Annotated in this window: 17 protein-coding genes; 10 read left to right on the top strand and 7 right to left on the bottom strand. The window is 72.5% G+C overall.

Annotated elements, in window-relative coordinates; genetic code table 11:
• Nucleotides 1-9 precede the first annotated feature (9 nt).
• On the bottom strand, nt 10-1383 hold the full coding sequence (locus tag NGF19_RS15370; protein ID WP_252425448.1) for a serine/threonine-protein kinase: 1374 nt from the start codon (nt 1381-1383) through the stop codon (nt 10-12).
• Nucleotides 1384-1697: 314 nt separating this feature from the next.
• Between NGF19_RS15370 and NGF19_RS15365 the strand changes: the two genes are divergently transcribed.
• Together NGF19_RS15365 and NGF19_RS15360 are read left to right on the top strand one after the other, a co-directional pair.
• Complete coding sequence (locus NGF19_RS15365) at nt 1698-2120, top strand: hypothetical protein (RefSeq protein WP_252425447.1); 423 nt, start codon at nt 1698-1700, stop codon at nt 2118-2120.
• A 99-nt stretch (nt 2121-2219) separates the two neighbouring features.
• A complete protein-coding gene (locus NGF19_RS15360) occupies nt 2220-3821 on the top strand; it encodes a multicopper oxidase family protein (RefSeq protein WP_252425446.1) in 1602 nt (533 codons plus the stop codon).
• Here NGF19_RS15360 and NGF19_RS15355 read toward each other — a convergent pair.
• Nucleotides 3809-4009: a hypothetical protein gene (locus NGF19_RS15355; protein ID WP_252425445.1), complete on the bottom strand. Its 201-nt coding sequence runs from the start codon at nt 4007-4009 to the stop codon at nt 3809-3811. The two genes, NGF19_RS15360 and NGF19_RS15355, sit on opposite strands and share 13 nt — an antisense overlap.
• Before the next feature lie 96 nt (nt 4010-4105).
• On the bottom strand, nt 4106-6361 hold the full coding sequence (locus NGF19_RS15350; RefSeq protein ID WP_252425444.1) for a heavy metal translocating P-type ATPase: 2256 nt from the start codon (nt 6359-6361) through the stop codon (nt 4106-4108).
• Nucleotides 6362-6645: 284 nt separating this feature from the next.
• Here NGF19_RS15350 and NGF19_RS15345 point away from each other — a divergent pair, with 284 nt between their 5' ends.
• Together NGF19_RS15345 and lgoX are read left to right on the top strand one after the other, a co-directional pair.
• Complete coding sequence (locus NGF19_RS15345; RefSeq protein ID WP_252425443.1) at nt 6646-6840, top strand: hypothetical protein; 195 nt, start codon at nt 6646-6648, stop codon at nt 6838-6840.
• A 92-nt stretch (nt 6841-6932) separates the two neighbouring features.
• Entirely contained in the window at nt 6933-8954 is a 2022-nt protein-coding gene (gene lgoX / locus NGF19_RS15340) for an L-glutamate oxidase LgoX (RefSeq protein ID WP_252425442.1), read from the top strand.
• Between the two features lie 76 nt (nt 8955-9030).
• Here the strand turns inward: lgoX and NGF19_RS15335 are convergent, their stop codons facing one another.
• On the bottom strand, nt 9031-9501 hold the full coding sequence (locus NGF19_RS15335; RefSeq protein WP_252425441.1) for a hypothetical protein: 471 nt from the start codon (nt 9499-9501) through the stop codon (nt 9031-9033).
• 154 nt (nt 9502-9655) lie between these two features.
• On the opposite strand from NGF19_RS15335, the gene NGF19_RS15330 reads away from it, so the two are divergent.
• The 3 genes from NGF19_RS15330 (at nt 9656) to NGF19_RS15320 (ending at nt 13575) form a co-directional block, all read left to right on the top strand.
• A complete protein-coding gene (locus NGF19_RS15330; RefSeq protein WP_252425440.1) occupies nt 9656-10201 on the top strand; it encodes a hypothetical protein in 546 nt (181 codons plus the stop codon).
• A gap of 191 nt (nt 10202-10392) precedes the next feature.
• Nucleotides 10393-11601 carry a serine/threonine-protein kinase gene (locus tag NGF19_RS15325; RefSeq protein ID WP_252425439.1) on the top strand — a complete coding sequence of 403 codons (1209 nt, stop codon included), beginning with the start codon at nt 10393-10395 and terminating at the stop codon, nt 11599-11601.
• Between the two features lie 135 nt (nt 11602-11736).
• Complete coding sequence (locus NGF19_RS15320; RefSeq protein WP_252425438.1) at nt 11737-13575, top strand: alkyl/aryl-sulfatase; 1839 nt, start codon at nt 11737-11739, stop codon at nt 13573-13575.
• A 15-nt stretch (nt 13576-13590) separates the two neighbouring features.
• On the opposite strand, the gene NGF19_RS15315 is transcribed toward NGF19_RS15320, so the two are convergent.
• Nucleotides 13591-14934, bottom strand: coding sequence for a tetratricopeptide repeat protein (locus NGF19_RS15315; protein ID WP_252425437.1), 1344 nt, complete (start codon nt 14932-14934; stop codon nt 13591-13593).
• A gap of 184 nt (nt 14935-15118) precedes the next feature.
• Between NGF19_RS15315 and NGF19_RS15310 the strand changes: the two genes are divergently transcribed.
• A complete protein-coding gene (locus tag NGF19_RS15310) occupies nt 15119-15283 on the top strand; it encodes a hypothetical protein (protein ID WP_252425436.1) in 165 nt (54 codons plus the stop codon).
• An 8-nt stretch (nt 15284-15291) separates the two neighbouring features.
• Here NGF19_RS15310 and NGF19_RS15305 read toward each other — a convergent pair whose 3' ends face one another.
• Nucleotides 15292-16437, bottom strand: a complete 1146-nt coding sequence (locus NGF19_RS15305; RefSeq protein ID WP_252425435.1) for a hypothetical protein — start codon at nt 16435-16437, stop codon at nt 15292-15294.
• A 72-nt stretch (nt 16438-16509) separates the two neighbouring features.
• Nucleotides 16510-17652 carry a PP2C family protein-serine/threonine phosphatase gene (locus NGF19_RS15300; RefSeq protein ID WP_252425463.1) on the bottom strand — a complete coding sequence of 381 codons (1143 nt, stop codon included), beginning with the start codon at nt 17650-17652 and terminating at the stop codon, nt 16510-16512.
• A 384-nt stretch (nt 17653-18036) separates the two neighbouring features.
• Between NGF19_RS15300 and NGF19_RS15295 the strand changes: the two genes are divergently transcribed.
• A complete protein-coding gene (locus NGF19_RS15295; protein ID WP_372505660.1) occupies nt 18037-18546 on the top strand; it encodes a hypothetical protein in 510 nt (169 codons plus the stop codon).
• A 330-nt stretch (nt 18547-18876) separates the two neighbouring features.
• Nucleotides 18877-19785, top strand: a complete 909-nt coding sequence (locus tag NGF19_RS15290) for a hypothetical protein (RefSeq protein ID WP_252425433.1) — start codon at nt 18877-18879, stop codon at nt 19783-19785.
• Nucleotides 19786-19814: the final 29 nt, after the last annotated feature.

Genomic DNA, 19814 nt, shown 5'->3' with positions numbered 1-19814 from the left:
TCCGGTCGCTCAGCTTCTGCGGGTCGGGCCCATCGCGTCGAGCGTGTAGTGGGCGAAGGGGCTGACGGGCGAAGTCGGTGCGCTGACGTCCATGAGGGTGTAGCGCCCGCCGACCAGTCCGGAGACGGTCACCGTGGCCGGGACGCGTACTTCGTGGCCGTTGGCGCAGCTCGGCTCGCAGACCACCTCGGCCAGCACTCCCCGAGCGGTGGCCGAGGGCTCTCCCCACGCGGTCCAGGTCATGTCCAGGAGCGTGGCAGCGCCGTCGCCGCAGGCGACCAGAAGCATGGTCGGCTCGCTCAGGGGCTTCCCCTGGCAGTCGGCGATCGCGCCGGGCTGTCTGGTCTGCCGCGTGGTGGCGGAGGTCGGCTCCTGGTCGGCGGCCGTCTCCTGCTCCGTGACCTGGTCCTCGTCCTGGCTCCGGTCCTCGTCCTGGTTCTGCTCCGGGTCCGGGGCCGGTTGCCGTGGCGCCTCGCTGGGGGGCGTCTCCCGCGTCGGCTCACTCGTTGTCGGCTGAATCGACGGGGGCGCTTCGGCGATGTCGGTGTCGGGGTCGCTATCGTGGTGCGGCACGGTGATGACCAGCGCCGTGACGATCGAGCTGACGACGGCCACGGCCCCGAGAAGGGCGGCGCGACGCGGCCAAGTACGCCTGGGCGGCAGGGACTCCGTTCCGGTCGGAGGAACCGGTGGCGGGGTGGTATCGGTCAAGTCCGCCCGCACGGGCGGCGCATCGACAGGCGTACTGGTCAACGCCTCTGCCCCGGCGGTCAGTTGTGGACTGTCGACCTGTCTGCGCGCGATCAGCTCATCCACCTCCGGCGGCCAGGTGCGCGGTGCGGGCACGAGCGGGCCGATGGCGTCGAGCAGTCGGACGGTGGTCGGCGGGTCGCCCGGCTCGTCGGCCAGACACACGGCGACGACTTGGCGCAGCCTTACGGGGAGCGTGCTGATGTCGGGCTCGCCGGACCCGGCTCTGCCGGTGTACGCGGTGACCAGCAGCAGTCCGAGGGCGACCATGTCGGCGGACGGTTCGTACGGTCGGCCGGTCTGCCCCGGCGGACGGGCCGAATCACCTGTGCCGAGCGCCCTGTCGGCGTCGGAGTCGGCCAGCCGAGGGCCGCTCCGGGTCAGCAGCACGCTGGCGAGCTGGATGTTGCCGTGGGCGAGGCCCGTCCGATGCAGCCCCGACAGCGCGACGGCCAGCCCCGCCGCGATCCGGAGCACGGACTCCTCCGGAAGCGCGCCGACGGCGTCCACGATCTCCGCGAGCGAGAGCCCCGGGGTGGGTCTCTCCACCAACGTGCCGGTCTCCTTGCGGAGCCTCTTCCCGAAGCGGGACGTACCGACCGCCTTCGTGTGGTTCCCGGCCCAGCGCTTCATCCTGTCCCCTTCGCCAGAAGAAGTCCCAGGGCAGGCCCGAGCGGATCCGGCCCCGCGACAAGACGTCGCTCGCAACTGCGTCGAACGTACACCGCGAACCGCCTTGCCCACAGGCGTCTTTGCCCCATGTTGTCCGGCGGCCGTTGATCCTTTCGCCGTGTGTGTCCGCAAGGACGGCCGGGCCTCGGCAGCTCAGGGGCGCTACCGCCACATCGGCACCGTTACCCCCCACGGGTATATTGGCGACGCACCCGATGATGACCTCTCCGAGCGCGGACGGACGCATGACGACAGCCGAGGGAAGAAGTGGCGCCGTGGGCGCCGTCCTTCGCGGTACGCGTGCTGCCGTCCTCGTCCTGGTCGCGGTGCTCGCCGTGGTGGTGCACCACGAGATCGTCGCGCCGATGGCCCATGCCCCGGCCGCACGGACGGTCGCGGCGGCCCCGGCAGGCGAGAGGACCGGCGTGACCGACGCTGTCGGCATGGATCACCGGTCCGCCCCGCTCATCGGCGCCTCGGACTCGGTCGCCATGGACCTCGACGGCGCCTGCGCAGGCGTGGGGACGCACCACTGCACCGCCGCCGGTGTCGACACGGTGAAGCCGGTGCCGCCGACCGAGGCCGCCGTCGGCGACGCCCCGGCCGTACCGTCCCATGCCGTCGCCGGGCGGGACGTCCCCGGAACCGTGGGCCGCGCACCGCCCGATCTCTCCCTCCTCTCCCGGTTGCTGCTGTAGGCCGCGCCCGCGGTCGCGCGTGGTCTCGTACGCGCGCTGCCGTTCCCGCCCGCCGTATTCGGCACTCAGCGTGAACAACCGTGAGATGAGGACTACTTCGTGAACACCGTGAACCGCCGATCCGTGCTCCTGGCCGGACTCGGCATCGCAGGCGTGGGCGCGCTCGCCGCGTGCAGCACCGGCTCCGACGCCGCCCCCGCCCTGGTCGACCCGTCCGGCTCGGCGGTCGCCGCGGCCGAGAGGAAGCGCACGCGGACCGGCAGGACCCATGAGACGACCTTGGTCGCCGCCCCGGCCACGGTGGAGCTGGGCGCGGGCATCACCGCCAGGACCTGGGCGTACGACGGCCGGACCCCCGGCAAGGAGCTACGCGTCTCGGCGGGCGACCGGATCGCCGCCACGCTCTCCAACCGACTCCCCGGCAACACCCCCACATCCGTCCACTGGCACGGCCTCGCCCTGCGCAACGACATGGACGGCGTCCCACCGGCCACCCAGGCCGCCGTCAAGGCCGGGCGCACCTTCACCTACCGCTTCCTCGCCGACGCCCCCGGCACCTACTTCTTCCACCCTCACGTGGGGGTTCAGATCGACCGCGGTCTGCATGCCCCGCTGATCGTGGAGGACCCGAAGGAGCCGCTGTCGTACGACGAGGAGTGGGTCGTCATGCTCGACGACTGGCTGGACGGTGTCACCGGCACTCCGGACGAGGCCCTTGCCGAACTGTCGCGGGGGATGGGCGGCATGCACCACGGCGGCCATGACATGGGGCACATGGGCGGCATGGAGATGGACGGCATGGACATGAGCGGCGGCTCGGACGGGTCCGCGTCCGCCTCGCCCTCCGATGGCGGCATGTCGACGAAGTTCATGATGATGGGCGCCCGGAGCGCGCTGCTCGGCGGCGACGCGGGCGATGTGAAGTACCCGTACCACCTGGTCAACGGACGGGTCGCGACCGATCCGCAGGTGTTCCGCGGCAAGCCCGGCAAGCGAGTCCGGATCCGGCTGGTCAACGCCGGAGGCGACACCGCCTATCGCGTCGCCCTCGGCGGGCACCGGCTGACCGTCACCCACACCGACGGCTTCCCCGTACGGCACCAGGAGGTCGACGCCCTGCTGATCGGCATGGGGGAGCGCTACGACGTCCTGGTCACCCTCGCCGACGGTGTCTTCCCGCTGGTCGCGTCGGCGGAGGGGAAGAACGCGAGCGGCATGGCCGTGGTCCGCACCGGCTCCGGGCACCGCCCCGAGGCGACCGTCCGCCCGAAGGAACTGGACGGCGAGATCATGTCCGCGTCGCGGCTGAAGGCGGCGGACGACGTGCGGCTGGCGTCGCGGAAGACGGACCGGGTCCACCGCATCGAGCTGACCGGCAGCATGGCGGCGTACGACTGGTCCATCAACGGCAAGCGGTTCGACATGAGCGACCCGACCGCCGACCCGATCATGGTGGAACGGGGTCAGCGCGTCCGGCTGGACTTCGTGAACAACACGACCATGTGGCACCCGATGCATCTGCACGGTCACACGTACCAGCTCGGCAGCGACGGACCCCGCAAGGACACCACGATCGTGGTGCCCGGGCAGACGGTGTCGGTCTTCTTCGACGCGGACAACCCCGGCCGGTGGATGCTGCACTGCCACAACGCGTACCACGGCGAGGCCGGGATGATGGCGCTGGTGGCCTACCCGCGCTGACAGACGCAGGGGCCCGCCTGCCCCTGAGGGGTGCCCGCTCGGCCGAGATACGACGCCACGGCTTGCAGCACCGCCGCGGTGACCACCCGGGTCATCGGGTGGGCAACTCCCTTGCGGACGCGGGTCCATGAGGTCGCTCGTACGCTCTGCGGTCCCGCGTGGTCCGGCAGTTCCGGTGGGTACGCCATGACCGTGCTCCCTTCGGTTCGGTACGAACTGGTCCGCCCGAGGCTCGACGGCCTTGCTGAGCCGTCGAGCCTCGGGCGAGCTGCTGGGTCGAGCGCTTACCGGTCGGTGGGCTGGAAGCCGCGCAGTCGCAGGCTGTTGCCGACGACGAAGACGGAGGAGAAGGCCATGGCGGCCCCGGCGATCATGGGGTTGAGGAGGCCGGCGGCGGCCAGCGGGAGGGCCGCGACGTTGTAGGCGAAGGCCCAGAACAGGTTGGCCTTGATGGTGCCCAGTGTCCTGCGGGACAGGCGGATGGCGTCGGCCGCGACGCGCAGGTCTCCGCGGACCAGGGTCAGGTCACCGGCCTCGATCGCGGCGTCGGTGCCGGTGCCCATGGCCAGGCCGAGGTCGGCCTGGGCCAGAGCCGCCGCGTCGTTGACACCGTCACCGACCATCGCGACCGAACGCCCCTCACCCTGAAGGCGCTTGATCACCTCCACCTTGTCCTGCGGCAGGACCTCGGCGATCACATGCCCGGCATCGATCCCCGCCTCCGCGGCGACCGCCTCGGCCACCGCCTTGTTGTCACCCGTCAACAGGATCGGGGTCAGACCCAGGGCGCGCAGGCGGCGGATGGCTTCGGGGCTGGTCTCCTTGATCGCGTCGGCGACTTCGAGGACGGCGCGTGCCCGGCCGTCCCAGGCGACCGCGATCGCCGTCCGCCCAGCCGTTTCGGCCTTCGCCTTGGCCTCCCGCAGCCCGGCAGGCAGCTCCATCGCCCACTCCGCGAGAAGCTGCTCGCGGCCGACCAAGACCGCGTGCCCGTCCACGATGCCCTGCACGCCCAGGCCTGCCAGGTTCGCGAAGTCCTCCGGCGCGGGCAGGCTGCCGATACGGGCGGTAGCGCCGGCGGCGACGGCCTGGGCGATGGGGTGCTCGGAGGAGTGCTCCAGCGCACCCGCCAGCCGCAACACCTCCGCCTCACTGGTGTCCTCGACGGTGTGGACGGCCAGCAGCGTCATCTTGCCGGTCGTGACCGTGCCCGTCTTGTCCAGCACGATGGTGTCCACCTTCCGCGTGGACTCCAGCACCTCAGGACCCTTGATCAGGATGCCGAGCTGCGCACCACGCCCCGTGCCGACCATCAGCGCGGTGGGCGTGGCCAGGCCCAGCGCGCAGGGGCAGGCGATGATCAGGACGGCGACAGCGGCGGTGAACGCCGCCGTCAGACCGGCACCGTTGCCCAGCCAGAAGCCCAGCGTGCCCAGCGCCAGCGCGATCACGACCGGGACGAACACACCGGAGATCCGGTCGGCCAGCCGCTGGGCGGCGGCCTTGCCGTTCTGCGCGTCCTCGACCATCTTCGCCATCCGCGCCAACTGCGTGTCCGCACCGACCCGGGTCGCCTCCACCACCAGACGGCCGCCCGCGTTCAGGGTCGCGCCGGTGACCGCGTCACCGACCCCGACCTCGACCGGCACCGACTCACCCGTCAGCATCGAGGCGTCCACCGCGGAGGAACCCTCCACCACCGTGCCGTCCGTCGCGATCTTCTCTCCCGGACGTACGAGGAACCGGTCCCCGACCTTCAACTCCCCGACCGGGATCAGTACTTCACGTCCGCCGCGGATGACGGTGACTTCCTTCGCGCCCAGCTCCAGCAGCGCCTTCAGCGCCGCGCCCGCACGCCGCTTCGAACGCGCCTCGAAGTACCGGCCCGCCAGGATGAACGCGGTCACCCCCGCCGCGGCCTCCAGATAGATGTTCCCCGCGCCGTCACCCCGCGCGATCGTCAGCTCGAACGGATGCCGCATCCCCGGCATCCCCGCCGAACCGAAGAACAACGCCCACAACGACCACAGAAACGCCGCCGAGGTACCGACCGAGATCAGCGTGTCCATGGTGGCCGCGCCGTGGCGGGCGTTCGTCCAGGCCGCCTTGTGGAACGGCCACGCGGCGTAGGTGACCACGGGCGCCGTCAAGGTCAGGGACAGCCACTGCCAGTAGTCGAACTGCAGCGCCGGGACCATCGCCAACGCGATCACCGGCACCGCCAGTACGACCGCCGTGACCAGCCGCTGCCGCAACGGCAGCAGCTCGTCCGCCGCCTCCCCGCGGCCCGCCTCCGGTTCGGCACGTACGGGCTCCGGCTCGCGCGCCGTATACCCCGTCGCCTCCACCGTCGCGATCAGATCGGCCACCGACACCGCCGCGTCGAAGGAGACCTTCGCCTTCTCCGTCGCGTAGTTGACCGTGGCCTCGACCCCGTCCATACGGTTCAGCTTCTTCTCGATACGCGCCGCGCACGAAGCGCAGGTCATCCCGCCGATGGCAAGCTCGACCTCAGCGGCACCAGACGTAGCGGTGGTCATGTCTGCTCCTCGCAGCTCACGGACGCGGCGGGCGAAGAGGATGCTGCTCTCTCGCACGCTCCCTCTCATACCCCCAGGGGGTATCTCTCACCTCATGTATACCCCTCCCCCGTACGAGACGCAAGGCGATGCACGGTTTGATACCCCACAGGGGTATCCACGGAGCGGAGATCCGCGCACCGGACCCATGCACGGCCGTCACCCGAACGGCTCACCATGACTCCGTGCGCCGGACTCCCAGGGGGTTTGCTGGGTCAGAGGGCGTCCGTCCTGGGAGGCCGGTCATGTATGAGATGTGCGTAGGCCCCGACGGGGCAGGCGAGACGTTGGTGTGGCATGTGATGGCCAAGCAGGCCACCACCACCCTGTGCGGGCGGCAGCTCGACGAACAGATCGAGGCGTCCGGTGCCGAGCGGGCGGAGCACTGCACGCCCTGCATGGCCTCGTTCGCGAAGCTGATGGCGGACACCCGGCCCTGAGGCGCGCGGAGCCGATCCTCGCGCTCACACATTCAGGTGAACGTCGTTGATCGTCCTGTGAGCGTGCGCCCCGGCGCCCTATGCAGTGACGTATGGATCAACTCCGTACCCCGGACAGTCATCAGCCCTTCTCCCGGCGGCAGTTCACCACCGTGGCCGGTACGGCCACCGCCGTGACCGCGCTCGGTCTCGCCGCGCCGGAACCGGCCGCCGCCGCGCCCGCCGCACCCGTTCTTCCTCGCCAGGCCCCCTGTCCGCCGAGATCCACCGCCGACTGGGACACCTGTCTCGCGGTCGCCCGCGCGCTGCTGGTCGTGGACGACCACGACACCTCGCTCGTCCCGGCCTACCAGAAGATCCTCGACTCCGGGCTGCCTCGCGCCCGGTCCACGGCCGCCAAGAAGATCCTGGTGGTCGGCGCCGGACCGGCCGGTCTCGTGGCCGCCTGGCTGCTGAAGCGGGCCGGGCACCACGTCACGGTGCTGGAGGCCAACGGCAACCGCGTCGGCGGCCGTATCAAAACCTTCCGTACGGGCGGGCACGAGCACGCGGCCCAGCCGTTCACCGACCCCCGGCAGTACGCCGAGGCCGGGGCCATGCGGATCCCCGGCAGCCATCCGCTGGTGATCGGCCTGATCGACCGACTCGGCGTCCAGCGGCGGCCGTTCTACCTCGTGGACGTCGACGGCGAGGGCAAGCCCGTCAACCACGCGTGGCTCCATGTCAACGGCATCCGGATGCGCCGCTCCGACTACGCGAAGTCACCCCGCAGGATCAACCAGTCGTTCGGCGTCCCGAGCAAGTACCAGGACAAGCCCTCCTCCCAGATCCTGCGCGAGGCCCTGGACCCCGTACGCGACGAGTTCAGCACGGTCGGCGCGGACGGCAAGCGCGTCGACAAGCCCCTGCCCGAGCGGGTGCGGGGCTGGGCCCGGGTGATCCAGCGGTACGGCGACTGGTCCATGTACCGCTTCCTGACCGAGCAGGCGGGCTTCGACGAGCGCACGCTCGATCTCGTCGGCACCCTGGAGAACCTGACCTCGCGGCTGCCGCTGTCGTTCATCCACAGCTTCATCAGCCAGTCGCTGATCAGCCCGGACACCACGTTCTGGGAGCTGGTCGGCGGCACCGCGACGCTGCCGGACGCGCTGCTGCGGAAGGTCGAGGGCCTCGTACGCCTGGACCGCCGCGCGACGCACATCGAGTACTGGTCCCCCGACCGGCACGGCAGCGACGACGTCTCGCAGGTCCGCGAGGGCGGTCCGCACGTATGGATCGACACGGTGTCCGAGGGCCGCGACGGCAAGGTCGTCCGCGAGCAGTTCACGGGCGACCTGGCGATCGTCACCGTGCCGTTCTCCGGACTGCGGCAGGTGCAGATCAGCCCGCTGATGTCGTACGGCAAGCGCCGTGCCGTCACGGAGCTGCACTACGACAGCGCGACCAAGGTGCTGCTCGAATTCAGCCGCCGCTGGTGGGAGTTCACCGAGAGCGACTGGAAGCGAGAGCTGGAGGCGGTGCGCCCCGGACTGTACGAGGACTACCGGCGGGGCAAGGCACCCGCCGACGGAAGCCTGCTCGGCGCGCACCCGTCGGTGCCGCGCGGGCACATCAGCCCGGCGCAGCGCGCCCACTACGCCGCCAACCGCTGGGCCACCCGCGACCAGCCCGAGGCGGCGCACATCGTCGGCGGCGGCTCGGTCTCCGACAACTCCAACCGCTTCATGATCCAGCCCTCGCACCCGGTCCCCGGCAGCAAGGGAGGCGTCGTCCTCGCCTCCTACAGTTGGGCCGACGACGCCTCCCGCTGGGACTCCCTGGACGAGGAGGCCCGCTATCCGCACGCGCTCAGGGGCCTGCAGCAGGTCTACGGGCAGCGCGTCGAGGTCTTCTACACGGGCGCCGGGCGCACGCAGAGCTGGCTGCGTGACCCGTACGCGTACGGCGAGGCGTCCGTCCTGCTCCCCGGCCAGCACACGGAGCTGCTCGCGGCGATCCGCGCCCCCGAGGGACCGCTGCACTTCGCCGGGGACCACACCTCGGTGAAGCCGTCGTGGATCGAGGGTGCCGTGGAGTCGGGCGTCCGGGCCGCGCTCGAAGCGCACCGGGCGTAGGCGCCCGCGGACGGACGGCGTCCGGCGTCCCCTTCGGGGCGCCGGACGCCGTGACCGCACCCGACCACACGCCCGACTACACGCTCCCGGACCCGTCGCACCTCTCCGGCGGCTCCCGGTTGTGGCGTCGCGGTTCGGCGGCCTCGACGAGCAGATGGGCCAGGTCGGCGGGCAGCGAGAGGTGCCTCTCCAGCCCCGCGGCGTCCATTCCATGGACGGCCAGCACCCAGGCGGCATAGACACGGTCGGTGGACGGCGCGCCGGGAGCCTTCAGGCGGGCGCGGACGGCGGCCTCGGGGAAGCCGTCCAGCGTGTGGGTGGTGAACCACGACGCGTCCACCGGCTCGGCCGCCCTGTCCCGCGGGCCGCCCCGGAACCGCCGGACGCGGCCTTGCCGTGCCCGCGTGCCGACCACGAGAGCGAGGGCGGCGAAGGCCAGGACGGCGGCGGCCACGCCCGGGTGAGTGGCGAGCGGGACCGTCCTCCACACCGGCGGTATGCCGAGGGCCATCAGGTACACGCAGAAGTGAGGGTGAAGGATTCGCATCGCGTACCTCCCTCCACTCCTCCATCCTCACGCCGCACCCACCCCTCTCGAAAGGCCGTGCTGTCCCCACCGCTGTCGAAAGGCCGTGCTGCCCAGATCCGTTAGTCTGACTGCCGGCCGCGCCCGGACACGTGCGGTGACCCCAGGGGGAGAGATGTTCAGCAAGCAGCGACTGCTGGTCGCCGGGGTGACGGCGTTCCTCATGGCGGGGCTCGCCGCGTGCGGTGGCGGCGGAGGGAACGGGGACGCCGCGGGGTACAAGGGCGGCGCGGGTCCCGGCAGCGGGAACGTCAGCACGCGGTCCCCCGCGGACCCGGACCATGTCGTCGGGCTCCGCGACAGCGTCCGCCATGTCTCCCGCAAGACCGTCCGGGACACCCGGCCGCATCTGGTCAAGAAGTGCACGCCCGCCACCAGGCGGGTCAAGCACACCCGGCGCACGGGGACGGGCACCCGGAAGAAGACGCGCACCTGGTACACCACCGAGCGGTACCGGAGCTGCCGCAAGGTCCACCAGGGCACCGAGAGCTACCGGCGGGTGGTCCGGAAGGAGCGGTGGTGCGTGATGCTGGACGACGTGAACGGCGACACCACGCGGGACCACGTCTGGTACCGGGTCACCAGCACCACGTACCACGAGGCCCTCGGCACGGACCGGCAGGCGCGGATCGAGTTCGTTCCGACCGGTCTCGGGTGCTGAACGGAGACCATGATCGAGCCGGGTGACCGCGGCCAGTAGGCTGGGACCCGCTGCGGCACCCCCACCATCACCCGCCCCGGCGAGTCATGGCCGACAGCGGCCGAGAGGTCTCACGGCATTCGTCTTACGGATTCGTCTTACGGCGTGCGTCTCAACGGCGTTCGCCTCGCGGCATGAGGATGTAACAACAGGTGCTGATCGCGGGCCGGTACGAGCTGCACACTGCCATCGGGCGCGGCGCGATGGGGGAGGTCTGGGCTGCCTACGACCAGATGCTCGGCCGCCCCGTCGCCGTCAAGGTGCTGCGCACCGAGAACACCGATCCCACCGCCGAGTCCCGGTTCCGGCTGGAGGCCCAGACGGCGGGCCGGCTGCATCACCCCCATGTCGTGGGCGTCCTCGACTTCGGGGAGCACGAGGGCCGGCTGTTCCTGGTGATGGAGCTGGTGGACGGCGACAGCCTCTCCGGGGTGCTCTCCGGTGACGGGCCGCTGCCCGCCGAGCGGGTCGCCCTGATCGCCGCACAGGCGGCGGCCGGGCTCGCCGTCGCCCATGAGCAGGGCATCGTGCACCGCGACATCAAGCCCGGCAATCTGCTGCTCGACGCGGACGGCACGGTGAAGATCGGCGACTTCGGTATCGCCCGCTTCATGGACGACCCTTCGGCGGCGCTCACGGCGACCGGGCAGATCGTCGGCACGAGTCTGTACATCGCGCCCGAGCGCGCCCTGGGCAAGCCCGCGGGACCGCCCAGCGACGTGTACTCGCTCGGCTGCGTGCTCTACCAACTCCTCACCGGGAAGCCGCCGTTCCGCGCGGACACCCCGATCGCGATCCTGCACCAGCACCTCGACGCGGCCCCCGTGCCACCGCGCGAACTCGGCGTCGCCCTGCCGCCCGCCTTCGAGAACTACCTGCTCAGCCTGCTCGCCAAGCGGCCCGAGGAGCGGCCCACGGCACGGCAGACCGCCGACTGGTTCGGCTCCGGTTCCTGGCGGGGCAGCGCCGAGCCGCTCCCGGCCGCGGCCCCGGCGCCGCCTCCCGTCCCCGCCCGGCCGCCGGTCCCCCGTACCGAGACGGGCCCGGCGACGACGTACAAGCTCCCGTCCGCGGCCGGGGGCGCGGGGCACCGGGCGGCCCACCGCCAGCGGACCGCCGCGGCCGTTCCCCGTGAGCGCACGGCCTCGGGGGGCCGGCGCGGCCGACCGGCGCCGACCGGGAGCAGGCTCGACCTGCGCGCGCTTCTCGCACAGCGACCGCGCGTGGTGGGGATCGCCGCCGCGACGGTGCTGTTCGTCGTGGCGGTGTTCGTGGGCATGGCGCTGTTCTCCCCGGACGACAGCTCGGCGGAGACCCCCACGGAGACCCAGCAGTCGGGCCCGGCCGATCCGACGCCCTGATCACGTCCAACGACCTCTGCTCTACAGGCCGTTGGGCATCAGGCCGGCCAAGGCGCAGGGTCGGCCGGGCGCCGGGGCCCCTCGAACGGTCCCCCACCGCTGGCCCCCGGCAGCCCGCGCGCCAAAGCTGGCCCCATGGACGCCGCGCCCCCTGACGGACTGCCGCCCTTCGAGGACCGGACCGACATCGAGAACGCCGACCGGGGGTTCGTCGCCGCCCTCTCCCCCGGAGTGGTGAGCGCCGAGGACGGGCGGGTGCTGTGGGACGGGGACGCGTACGGGTTCCTCGCCGAGGCCTGTCCCGGCACCGCGCACCCGAGTCTGTGGCGGCAGTCGCAGCTCTGCGCGCGGCAGGGGCTGTACGAGGTCGTCGAGGGCGTCTACCAGGTACGCGGACTCGATCTCTCCAACATGACGCTGATCGAGGGCCGGGACGGTGTCCTCGTCATCGATCCGCTGATCTCCGCCGAGTGCGCGGCGGCGGCTCTCGCCCTCTACCGGCACCATCGCGGGCAGCGGCCCGTCACCGGGCTGATCTACACCCACTCCCATGTCGACCACTTCGGTGGCGCCCCCGGGGTGCTGCCGCGCGACGACGCGACCGTGCCGATCCTCGCGCCCGCCGGGTTCCTGGACCACGCGGTCAGCGAGAACGTCTTCGCCGGGCCCGCGATGGCCCGCCGCGCCGACTTCGTGTTCGGCACCCGGCTGACCAAGGCGCCGGACGGGCACATCGGCAGCGGGCTCGGCATGGCCCGGTCCACCGGCACGGTCGGCCTCGTCCCGCCGACCGTCGACATCACGCACACCGGGCAGACGGAGACCGTGGACGGCATCCGCATCCTGTTCCAACTGACGCCCGGCGCCGAGGCGCCCGCCGAGATGAACTTCCTCCTTCCCGAGCAGCGCGCCCTGTGCCTCGCCGAGAACGTCACGCACACCCTGCACAACATCCTGACGCTGCGCGGCGCCCTGGTCCGCGACGCCCACGCCTGGTCGCGCCATCTCGGCGAGGCCGTCGATCTCTTCGGCGACGCCTACGACGTGGCCTTCGCCTCGCACCACTGGCCGACCTGGGGACACGACAACGTCGTCCGGCTGCTGGTGGAGCAGCGGGACCTGTACGCGTATCTGCACGACCAGACCCTGCGCCTGCTGAACAGCGGTCTGACGGGCCCGGAGATCGCGGAGGAGCTGCGGCTGCCGCCCGCTCTGGAGCGCGCCTGGCACGCGCGGGGCTACTACGGGTCCCTGAACCACAACGTCAAGGCCGTCTACCAGCGCTACATGGGCTGGTACGACGGCAACCCCGCCCATCTGTGGGAGCATCCGCCGCGCGCGCTCGCCGAGCGGTACGTGGAGGTGGCGGGCGGTCCGGAGGCGATGCTCGCCACGGCCCGGCGGTACGCGGACGCCGGGGACCCGCGCTTCGCCGCCACCCTCCTCAACCACCTCGTCTTCGCCGACCCGGACGACGAGGAGGCGAAGGAGGCGCTGGCGGGCGTGTACGAACGCCTCGGATACGGCGCGGAGAACGGGCCCTGGCGGAACATCTATCTGACCGGCGCGCTGGAGCTGCGCAAGGGCGCGGGAGCCCATGACCCGACGGACACCAGCGGGATGACCTCGGCGCTCACCGTGAGCATGCTGCTGGACTCGATCGCGATCCGTATCGACGGGCCGCGCGCGGCCCGGGAGCCGCGGATCATCATCGACCTGGTGTTGATCGACGAGCAGCGCCGCCACCGGATCAACCTGGAGCACGGCGCGCTCACCCACCGCAGCCTGCCGCTGCACCGCGCCCCGAAACAGCACGCGGGCCTCACGCTCACCCTGACCCGCGCCGAACTCCTCGGGCTGCTCGCGGGCAAGGGCCTCGCGGGCATCGAGACGGAAGGGGACCGGGGGCTGCTCAAGCGGCTGTTCTCGTACGTCACCCAGCCGGACCGGGGCTTCGCGATCGTCACCCCGTGAGCGCGGCCGGGGTCGCTACAGGGGTGGCTGGGCCGGGGCGGGGCCGAGGGTCGTCGTGCCGGGGGCGGTGCGGTGGCCGAGGCCCGTACGGTACGCGTCCAGAGCCGCCTCCACCCGGCCCGTACGGCGCAGCAGATCGCCGAGCAGTCGGCACAGGTCCGCCAGGTCACCGGCCGCGCCCGCCCGCTCCAGCAGGCTCAGCGCGCGGACGTAGTGCTCCTCGGCGGCCTCCGTGTCGCGGGCGTCCTCCGCGATGATGCCGAGGAGGCGGTGGGCGCCCGCGGAGTGCACGGCGCCGCGCTCGGGGCCGATGTCACCGAGGACGCCGCGCAGCAGCCCGGCGGCCTCCTGGGACTTCCCGCGGCGGTGCAGAACGTCCGCCAGCTCCACCGCGACCTGGCTGCTGTAGAGGGCGGCCCGCTGCTCGGAGAGCATGGCGAGCGCCTCGCGTAACTCCCCTTCGGCGCGCTCCAGTTCGCCGTTCTGCACATACAGGTACCCGCGCATCCAGTGGCAGTTGGACAGCTCGGTGCGTATCTGGAGCTGGCGGTACATCTCGGCGGCCTTGGCCAGGGAGGCGTCCGCCTCGGCGATACGGCCCTCGGCGATCAGCGTGCGCGCCACCGACCGGTGCATGCGCGCGACCAGCGCCGGGTCGCCCACCTGGGGTGCGAGCGCCAGCGCGAACTCGGCGGCCTGGGCGGCGCGCGCATGGGCGCCCATGTCCATGTACGGGCCGATCGCGCTCGCGTAGAGCAGCAGCAGGGCGTCCGGGTCGTGCAGGCCGGAGCGGTTCAGTTCGTCGAGGGTCGTCTCCAACAGGTAGCAGGCGTAGCGGAGTTCACCGGCGAGGTAGTGGGAGACGGCACGGCCGCGCAGGGCCGGGACGCGGCTGGTCAGCGGCGCGTCGCGCAGACACTCCTCCGAGCGCTCGAAGTGGCGCCGCCCGGTGGTCAGATCGCCCCGCTCCAGGGCGCACTCGCCGAGCCCGAGCAGCGCGGCGGCCTGTTCGCCGACGAGCCCGTGCTCCTCGGCCTCCGCGAGCAGCGCGGCGTACTGTTCGGCGGCGGCCTCGGCGTCACCGGTCGCGAGGGTGCGCTGGGCGTCGGTCAGCCTGAGACGCAGGCCGGTGGCGAGATGGGCCGGGCGGCCGGTCAGCAACTCCTCGTAGGCGATGCCGAGTCGCTCCGCGATGTGCCGCAGCGCCGGTTCGGAGGCGCGGACCCGGCCCGCCTCCACGGTGGAGATGTACGCGGGCGTGTACGCGGGTTCGGCCAACTGCTTCTGGGTCAGTCCGCGTTCGGTCCGCAGCCGCTGCACCCTGCGCCCGATGGTCTCCGGATCGTCACGCTCCGCCATGCATCAAGCATGCCATCAACTGCACTTATCTCCCCGTCCAGTTGCACGGATTCCCAACTCCTCTTGAAGCACAGCGCACTTGACGCAGGTGGGCGCGGACCGGGAACCTCCGCGCACCCCCTTGCACCACCCCTCGGGACGCCCTACGTTAAGCCGGACGTTAAGCCCACTTAACAAGCCGCTGATGCGAGGCGAGGTCGCCGTGCTCCGACGAACAGCCGCCCGCTACTCCCGAAGCGTCGCCGCCGCCCTGATCGCCGTGGCCGCCCTGACCATGGCCGCCCAGTTCGGCCCGGCGCAGGCCACGGAGTCGGGGAACCCGTCGTACGTCCCCTCGGCCGGCCCCTGATCGGGCGTCTACCCCGGCACGTGCTGGGCCTGCCTCAACTCCTCCAGCCGCTGGTGCACATGCCGGAGCGCGCCCTCGCGGCGGCCCGGCACCCGCGCGCGCAAGTCCGCCAGGGCGGGCCCCAGTTCACAGGCCAGGTCCAGATCGCTCATGCGGCTCCACTGGTGATGGGCGCGATCGACGGCGGCCTCCACCGCCGGGTCCTCGGGGTCCTGACCCGCGTCCAGACGGGCGTCGGCCACCGCCAGCCACGCCCGGCAACTGCGACCGGCGTCCCCCGCGAGCATCGCGAGGTCGGCGCCGACCTCGCTCCAGTGCAGCGCCTCCGCGGAGCCGGGCCCGCGCTCGCGCACCGCGGCCTCCTCCCACCGCGCCGCGAGCGCCGCCGCGTCGGCGTGCCGACCCTCCCGGACGGCAGCCGTGAGGGCGTCGTGCGGATCTGTGGGCGGGGGCTCGGACGGGGACGGGGGTGACGTCCGCGAGGAGGTCGGCGCAGCGCCCCAACTCCCGTCTGGCGCCTGCTCGTCGGGGCTGAGGACGAGTGCGTCGGGTGTGCGGCCCTTCGCGAACGCCCGGGTCAGGGCCTGGTGGTGGAGGGCTGCCGGTTCCGGCCGCTGACCACTGCGCAGGATCGTCGCCAGCGCCTTCGTGTACGCCGGGACCGCCCGCGTGCGGCGCGGTGGCGGCGGGCCGACGCGGCCGTAGAGGGCGACCCGGGGGCCGCAGTCGAGGGAGAGCGCGTGCCGGGTCCGCCAGGTCTCCGCGTCCGCGTGCAGATCCGCGAACACCGTGGTCGTACCGGGCGTACGCAGCCGCAGTTCCTCCCGGAACCAGTGCCAGGGGAAGCCGGTGTAGCGGACGGTGGCCGGGGTCGTGCGGGCCAGCGCCAGATGCGGCAGACGCTGGCGGCGGTCGAGCTGGAGCTGCCCGGTGAGGAACACCGTCAGCGGGCCGGGGGCGGTCGCGGCGCCCCGCAGCCAGGTCAGGACGGCCTGCGGCTCCAGGGGGTCGGCGAGTTCGACCACGTTCGCCGTGTCGGTCCCGGACAGCACGGGCGGGGCGACCGCGGCGAGCACCGGGAGCACGGACGTCGCGTCCACCAGGCTCCCCTTGCCCGCCGGTGACGCCGCGAGCAGCAGCACGGTTCCGGGCATCGTTCCCTCCCCGATCGACCACGTACGTCAGCACCGTAACCGCTGCGCCTGTGCGCTCACTCGCCTCCGCGCTCACTCGCCTCCGCGCTCACTCGCCGCGGCTCCTCGGGACCGGCGTACCGCGAGGATCGCCGTGTCGTCGTCGAGGTGGCCCGCGCAGTGCCGCAGGGTGCCGTCGCGGACCAGGCGGACCAGCGGGCCCGGCTCGGCGGCACGCGGGTCCTCGGCAACCGCGTCGGCCACCCGTTCCCTCAGCGGGAAGAACTCCCCGGCGGCGTCGCGCGCCTCGGAGACCCCGTCCGTGACCAGCAGCAGCGTCTCGCCGGGTGCGAGCGGTACGCGCCGCACGGGCGGCAGTCCTTCGTCGCTCAGGTCGGCGATGCCCAGCGGCAGGCCGTCCCCCGGCGGGAGCGGCCGTACGCCGTCGGGGGAGACCACCAGCGGCGGTTCGTGGCCGAAGTTGACGACCTCCACGTACGAGCTGTCGGCCGGGGGGAAGGCGACCAGCACGAGGGTGGTGAAGCGCGGGTCGTCCTGGTAGCCGAGGCCCACGCGGTAGCGCACATGCCGCTGCATGCGCAGCTCCAGCCGGTGGGCGAGCACGTCGAGGGCGGGCTCGTGGTACGCCGCCTCGCGGAAGGTGCCGAGCAGCGCGAGGGCGGCGGTGACGGCGGCGAGCCCCTTGCCCTGGACGTCACCGAGCACGACACGGGTGCCCTGCGGGCCGGGCTGGATGTCGTAGAAGTCGCCGCCGACGCGGGCGACGCTGTCGGCGGCGAGATAGACCGCGGCCTGGTCGAGGCCGCCCCAGCCGTCCGGCAGCGGGCGCAGCACCGTGTGCCGGGTGATCTCGACCAGGTCCTGCATGTGCACCATGCGCCGCTCGCCGCGCACCCGGACCACGCAGGCCAGCACGGCGAGCGCGCCGCCCACGACGACCAGGATGAAGCCGGGCAGCCCGGTCCGCAGCTCGTGCGGCCAGGTGTGGTCCTCGACCTCGTAGACGGTGGCGGCCAGCACGGCGGCGCTCACCGTGCCCCACACCCCGCAGAGGGCGGCGGCGATGGCCGGGGCCAGCACGACCCAGGAGATGGTCCGGAACCCGCCCGCCATGGTCCAGTCGAGCAGCGCGATGATCAGGAGCAGTGCGAGCGGCAGGAGCCAGGTGACGCTGTGCCCGTGCACGCGCAGCGGCAGCCACCGCGGGCGCGGCACACCGCGCCAGGCGGGTCTGCCGGGGTCGGGGTCGCCGGGCGGCGTCCCGGAGTCGGGGGAGTACGGTCGGCGCCGGATCCGCCAGGCGGCGAGTCGTCCGGGGCCACGGCGTCGACGGGACCACGCGAGGCCGCGCCGTCGGCGCACGGGCCCGTCCTGGCTGCGGTCCTCGGGCCGGTCGTGCGGTGGTCGACAGATGGGCACCCGGCGCCGCCGTTCATCAGGACGCGTCCGGCACGCGGGCGCGTGGAGCCGTCGCCCCGAGCAGCTCGATCCTCATGTGCCCCAGCGAAACACGGCCCCCGTGGCCCCGCATCCCGACTTGCCGACCGCCCCGGCCAGGTGTGCTCTGGAGGGCGGGAACGAGGAGAGAGGAGTGCTCTCATGGCTCACGCGGCACGCGCCTCGGGGACAGCACGCACACCCGTCACCAGATCCCCCGACAGGGTCACGGGATACCCCGGCATGACCACGGCACAGCGCCCGCCCGACCTCTTCGACCGGCGTACGCACGCCGTCGGGCGGTTCGCGGTGCCCGTCGTCCTCGGTCTCGTCTACGGCTACTGGGCCGCGACCACCCGGCGCCACGGCGGCCCGCTCACGGGCTGGAACATCCTCTTCGGCTTCATGACCGCGCTCGTGTTCGCGGTGGTGAGCATCGCGCTGTTCTTCGCGACACGGCATATGCGACGCGGGCAGCACGCGCTGCTGTGGGCGATGTTCGCGGGCATCGCACTCGGCTTCCTGTTCAGCCAGAGCGGCCACAGCGTGTACAGCACGGTGGGCTTGGGACTCGTGATCGCCGCGGCCGTGTTCCTGCTCAACTACTACCGGTACTACACGCACGAGCCGAAGAGACCGGAGGAACGGACGGATTGGCGCCCGGCTCGGTGAGCCGGCCGTCCGGTGTGGTGGGTCGGCCGTCCGGCGCGGTGGGTTGACCGCCAGGCTCGGCGGGGCGACCGCCCCGCCCGGCGTTCGCTCCGGTACACGCTCCGACGCACGAGACCCCGGCGTATCGGCCGCGCCGACGTCGGGGCCTCATGCGTCTCCCTCACTCACCCGCCCCGGGACCCGCTCCCGGGGACCGGCAGCCCTCCCCTCACCAGGTAACACCCGTTCGGGTGAACCCTCCACCGGAGAGCGCGGCGGGCCCTGTTCGCCCCCCACCCGTTTGCAGGCGATCGGCTCGCCGGTCGTGGGGCGGCGCGATTCGCTGAGGGCGTGTCCCAACGTGTCCGAAGCATGCTCTCCGCCGTGCTCGTCGGCCTCGCCTGCCTGCTCGCACCACTGGGCGTCCTCGCCGTGTGGGCGACGTACGGCATCGAGGACGGCGCGCGCTACGCCGCCACCACCGAGCCGCTGGTCTCCGACGCCGGGGTCCAGGACGCCATCGCCGCCGCCGTCACCGACGGCATCATGCGCGAAGTGCACGTCGGGCAGCCCCTCCAGGGCTCGGTGCACGCCTTCGTGCACGACGCGGTGCGTTCGTTCACCGACACCGACGCCTTCCGCAGCGCCTGGGACACCGCGAACCTCACCGCCCACGACGCCGTGATCCGTGCCCTGCGCGAGGACGACGACCACCCGGTGATCATCGACCTCGCCCCCGCCACCGAGCGGCTGAAGCGCCGACTGACCGACGACCACGTGCCGTTCGCGGGCCGTATCCCGGTGGCGCACACGGAGATCACCCTGCTGGAGGCCGAGGATCTGACGAAGCTGCGGAAGGGGTTCCACGTGCTCGAGGTCACCGGCTTCTGGCTGCCCGGCGCCGCGGTCGGCTTCGCGCTGACCGGCATCCTGGTCGCCGTGTGCCGCCGCCGGGCGGTGCTCGTGACCGGTCTCGGCACGGCACTGGGCGCCGGGCTGCTCGTCGTCGCGATCGAGGTGGGCCGCCGGATGACACTTCGGGACCTCCCGGCGGGCGTCTCGCAACCGGCCGCCGGGGCGGTCTACGACGCGCTCACCCGCTCCCTCCGCACGGTCTCCTGGCTGCTGTTGGCACTCGGCCTCGCGGTCGCCCTGGGTGCGTGGCTCACCGGCCTGATCCACCGCCGACGGCGCGCGACGGCGGGGGACGACGCGGTCGCGACGGAAGGGACGGAGGGGACGGAGCGCGTACAGGCCTGACCCGACCTGACAGGCCCGACGGGTCTGGC

Origin of the sequence: Streptomyces macrolidinus (assembly GCF_023887685.1) — a bacterium.
Classification (GTDB): Bacteria; Actinomycetota; Actinomycetes; order Streptomycetales; family Streptomycetaceae; genus Streptomyces; species Streptomyces macrolidinus.
The sequence above is the reverse complement of the archived record's forward strand: the minus strand, read 5'-3'. Positions and strand labels throughout refer to the sequence as shown.

What these genes read in the sequence shown, in the direction of transcription:
- NGF19_RS15370 (WP_252425448.1), bottom strand. Translation starts at nt 1,383, where the DNA reads ATGAAGCGCTGGGCCGGGAACCACACGAAGGCGGTCGGTACGTCCCGC.
- NGF19_RS15355 (WP_252425445.1), bottom strand. Translation starts at nt 4,009, where the DNA reads ATGGCGTACCCACCGGAACTGCCGGACCACGCGGGACCGCAGAGCGTA.
- NGF19_RS15350 (WP_252425444.1), bottom strand. Translation starts at nt 6,361, where the DNA reads ATGACCACCGCTACGTCTGGTGCCGCTGAGGTCGAGCTTGCCATCGGC.
- NGF19_RS15345 (WP_252425443.1), top strand. Translation starts at nt 6,646, where the DNA reads ATGTATGAGATGTGCGTAGGCCCCGACGGGGCAGGCGAGACGTTGGTG.
- lgoX (WP_252425442.1), top strand. Translation starts at nt 6,933, where the DNA reads ATGGATCAACTCCGTACCCCGGACAGTCATCAGCCCTTCTCCCGGCGG.
- NGF19_RS15335 (WP_252425441.1), bottom strand. Translation starts at nt 9,501, where the DNA reads ATGCGAATCCTTCACCCTCACTTCTGCGTGTACCTGATGGCCCTCGGC.
- NGF19_RS15330 (WP_252425440.1), top strand. Translation starts at nt 9,656, where the DNA reads ATGTTCAGCAAGCAGCGACTGCTGGTCGCCGGGGTGACGGCGTTCCTC.
- NGF19_RS15320 (WP_252425438.1), top strand. Translation starts at nt 11,737, where the DNA reads ATGGACGCCGCGCCCCCTGACGGACTGCCGCCCTTCGAGGACCGGACC.
- NGF19_RS15315 (WP_252425437.1), bottom strand. Translation starts at nt 14,934, where the DNA reads ATGGCGGAGCGTGACGATCCGGAGACCATCGGGCGCAGGGTGCAGCGG.
- NGF19_RS15310 (WP_252425436.1), top strand. Translation starts at nt 15,119, where the DNA reads ATGCGAGGCGAGGTCGCCGTGCTCCGACGAACAGCCGCCCGCTACTCC.
- NGF19_RS15305 (WP_252425435.1), bottom strand. Translation starts at nt 16,437, where the DNA reads ATGCCCGGAACCGTGCTGCTGCTCGCGGCGTCACCGGCGGGCAAGGGG.
- NGF19_RS15295 (WP_372505660.1), top strand. Translation starts at nt 18,037, where the DNA reads ATGGCTCACGCGGCACGCGCCTCGGGGACAGCACGCACACCCGTCACC.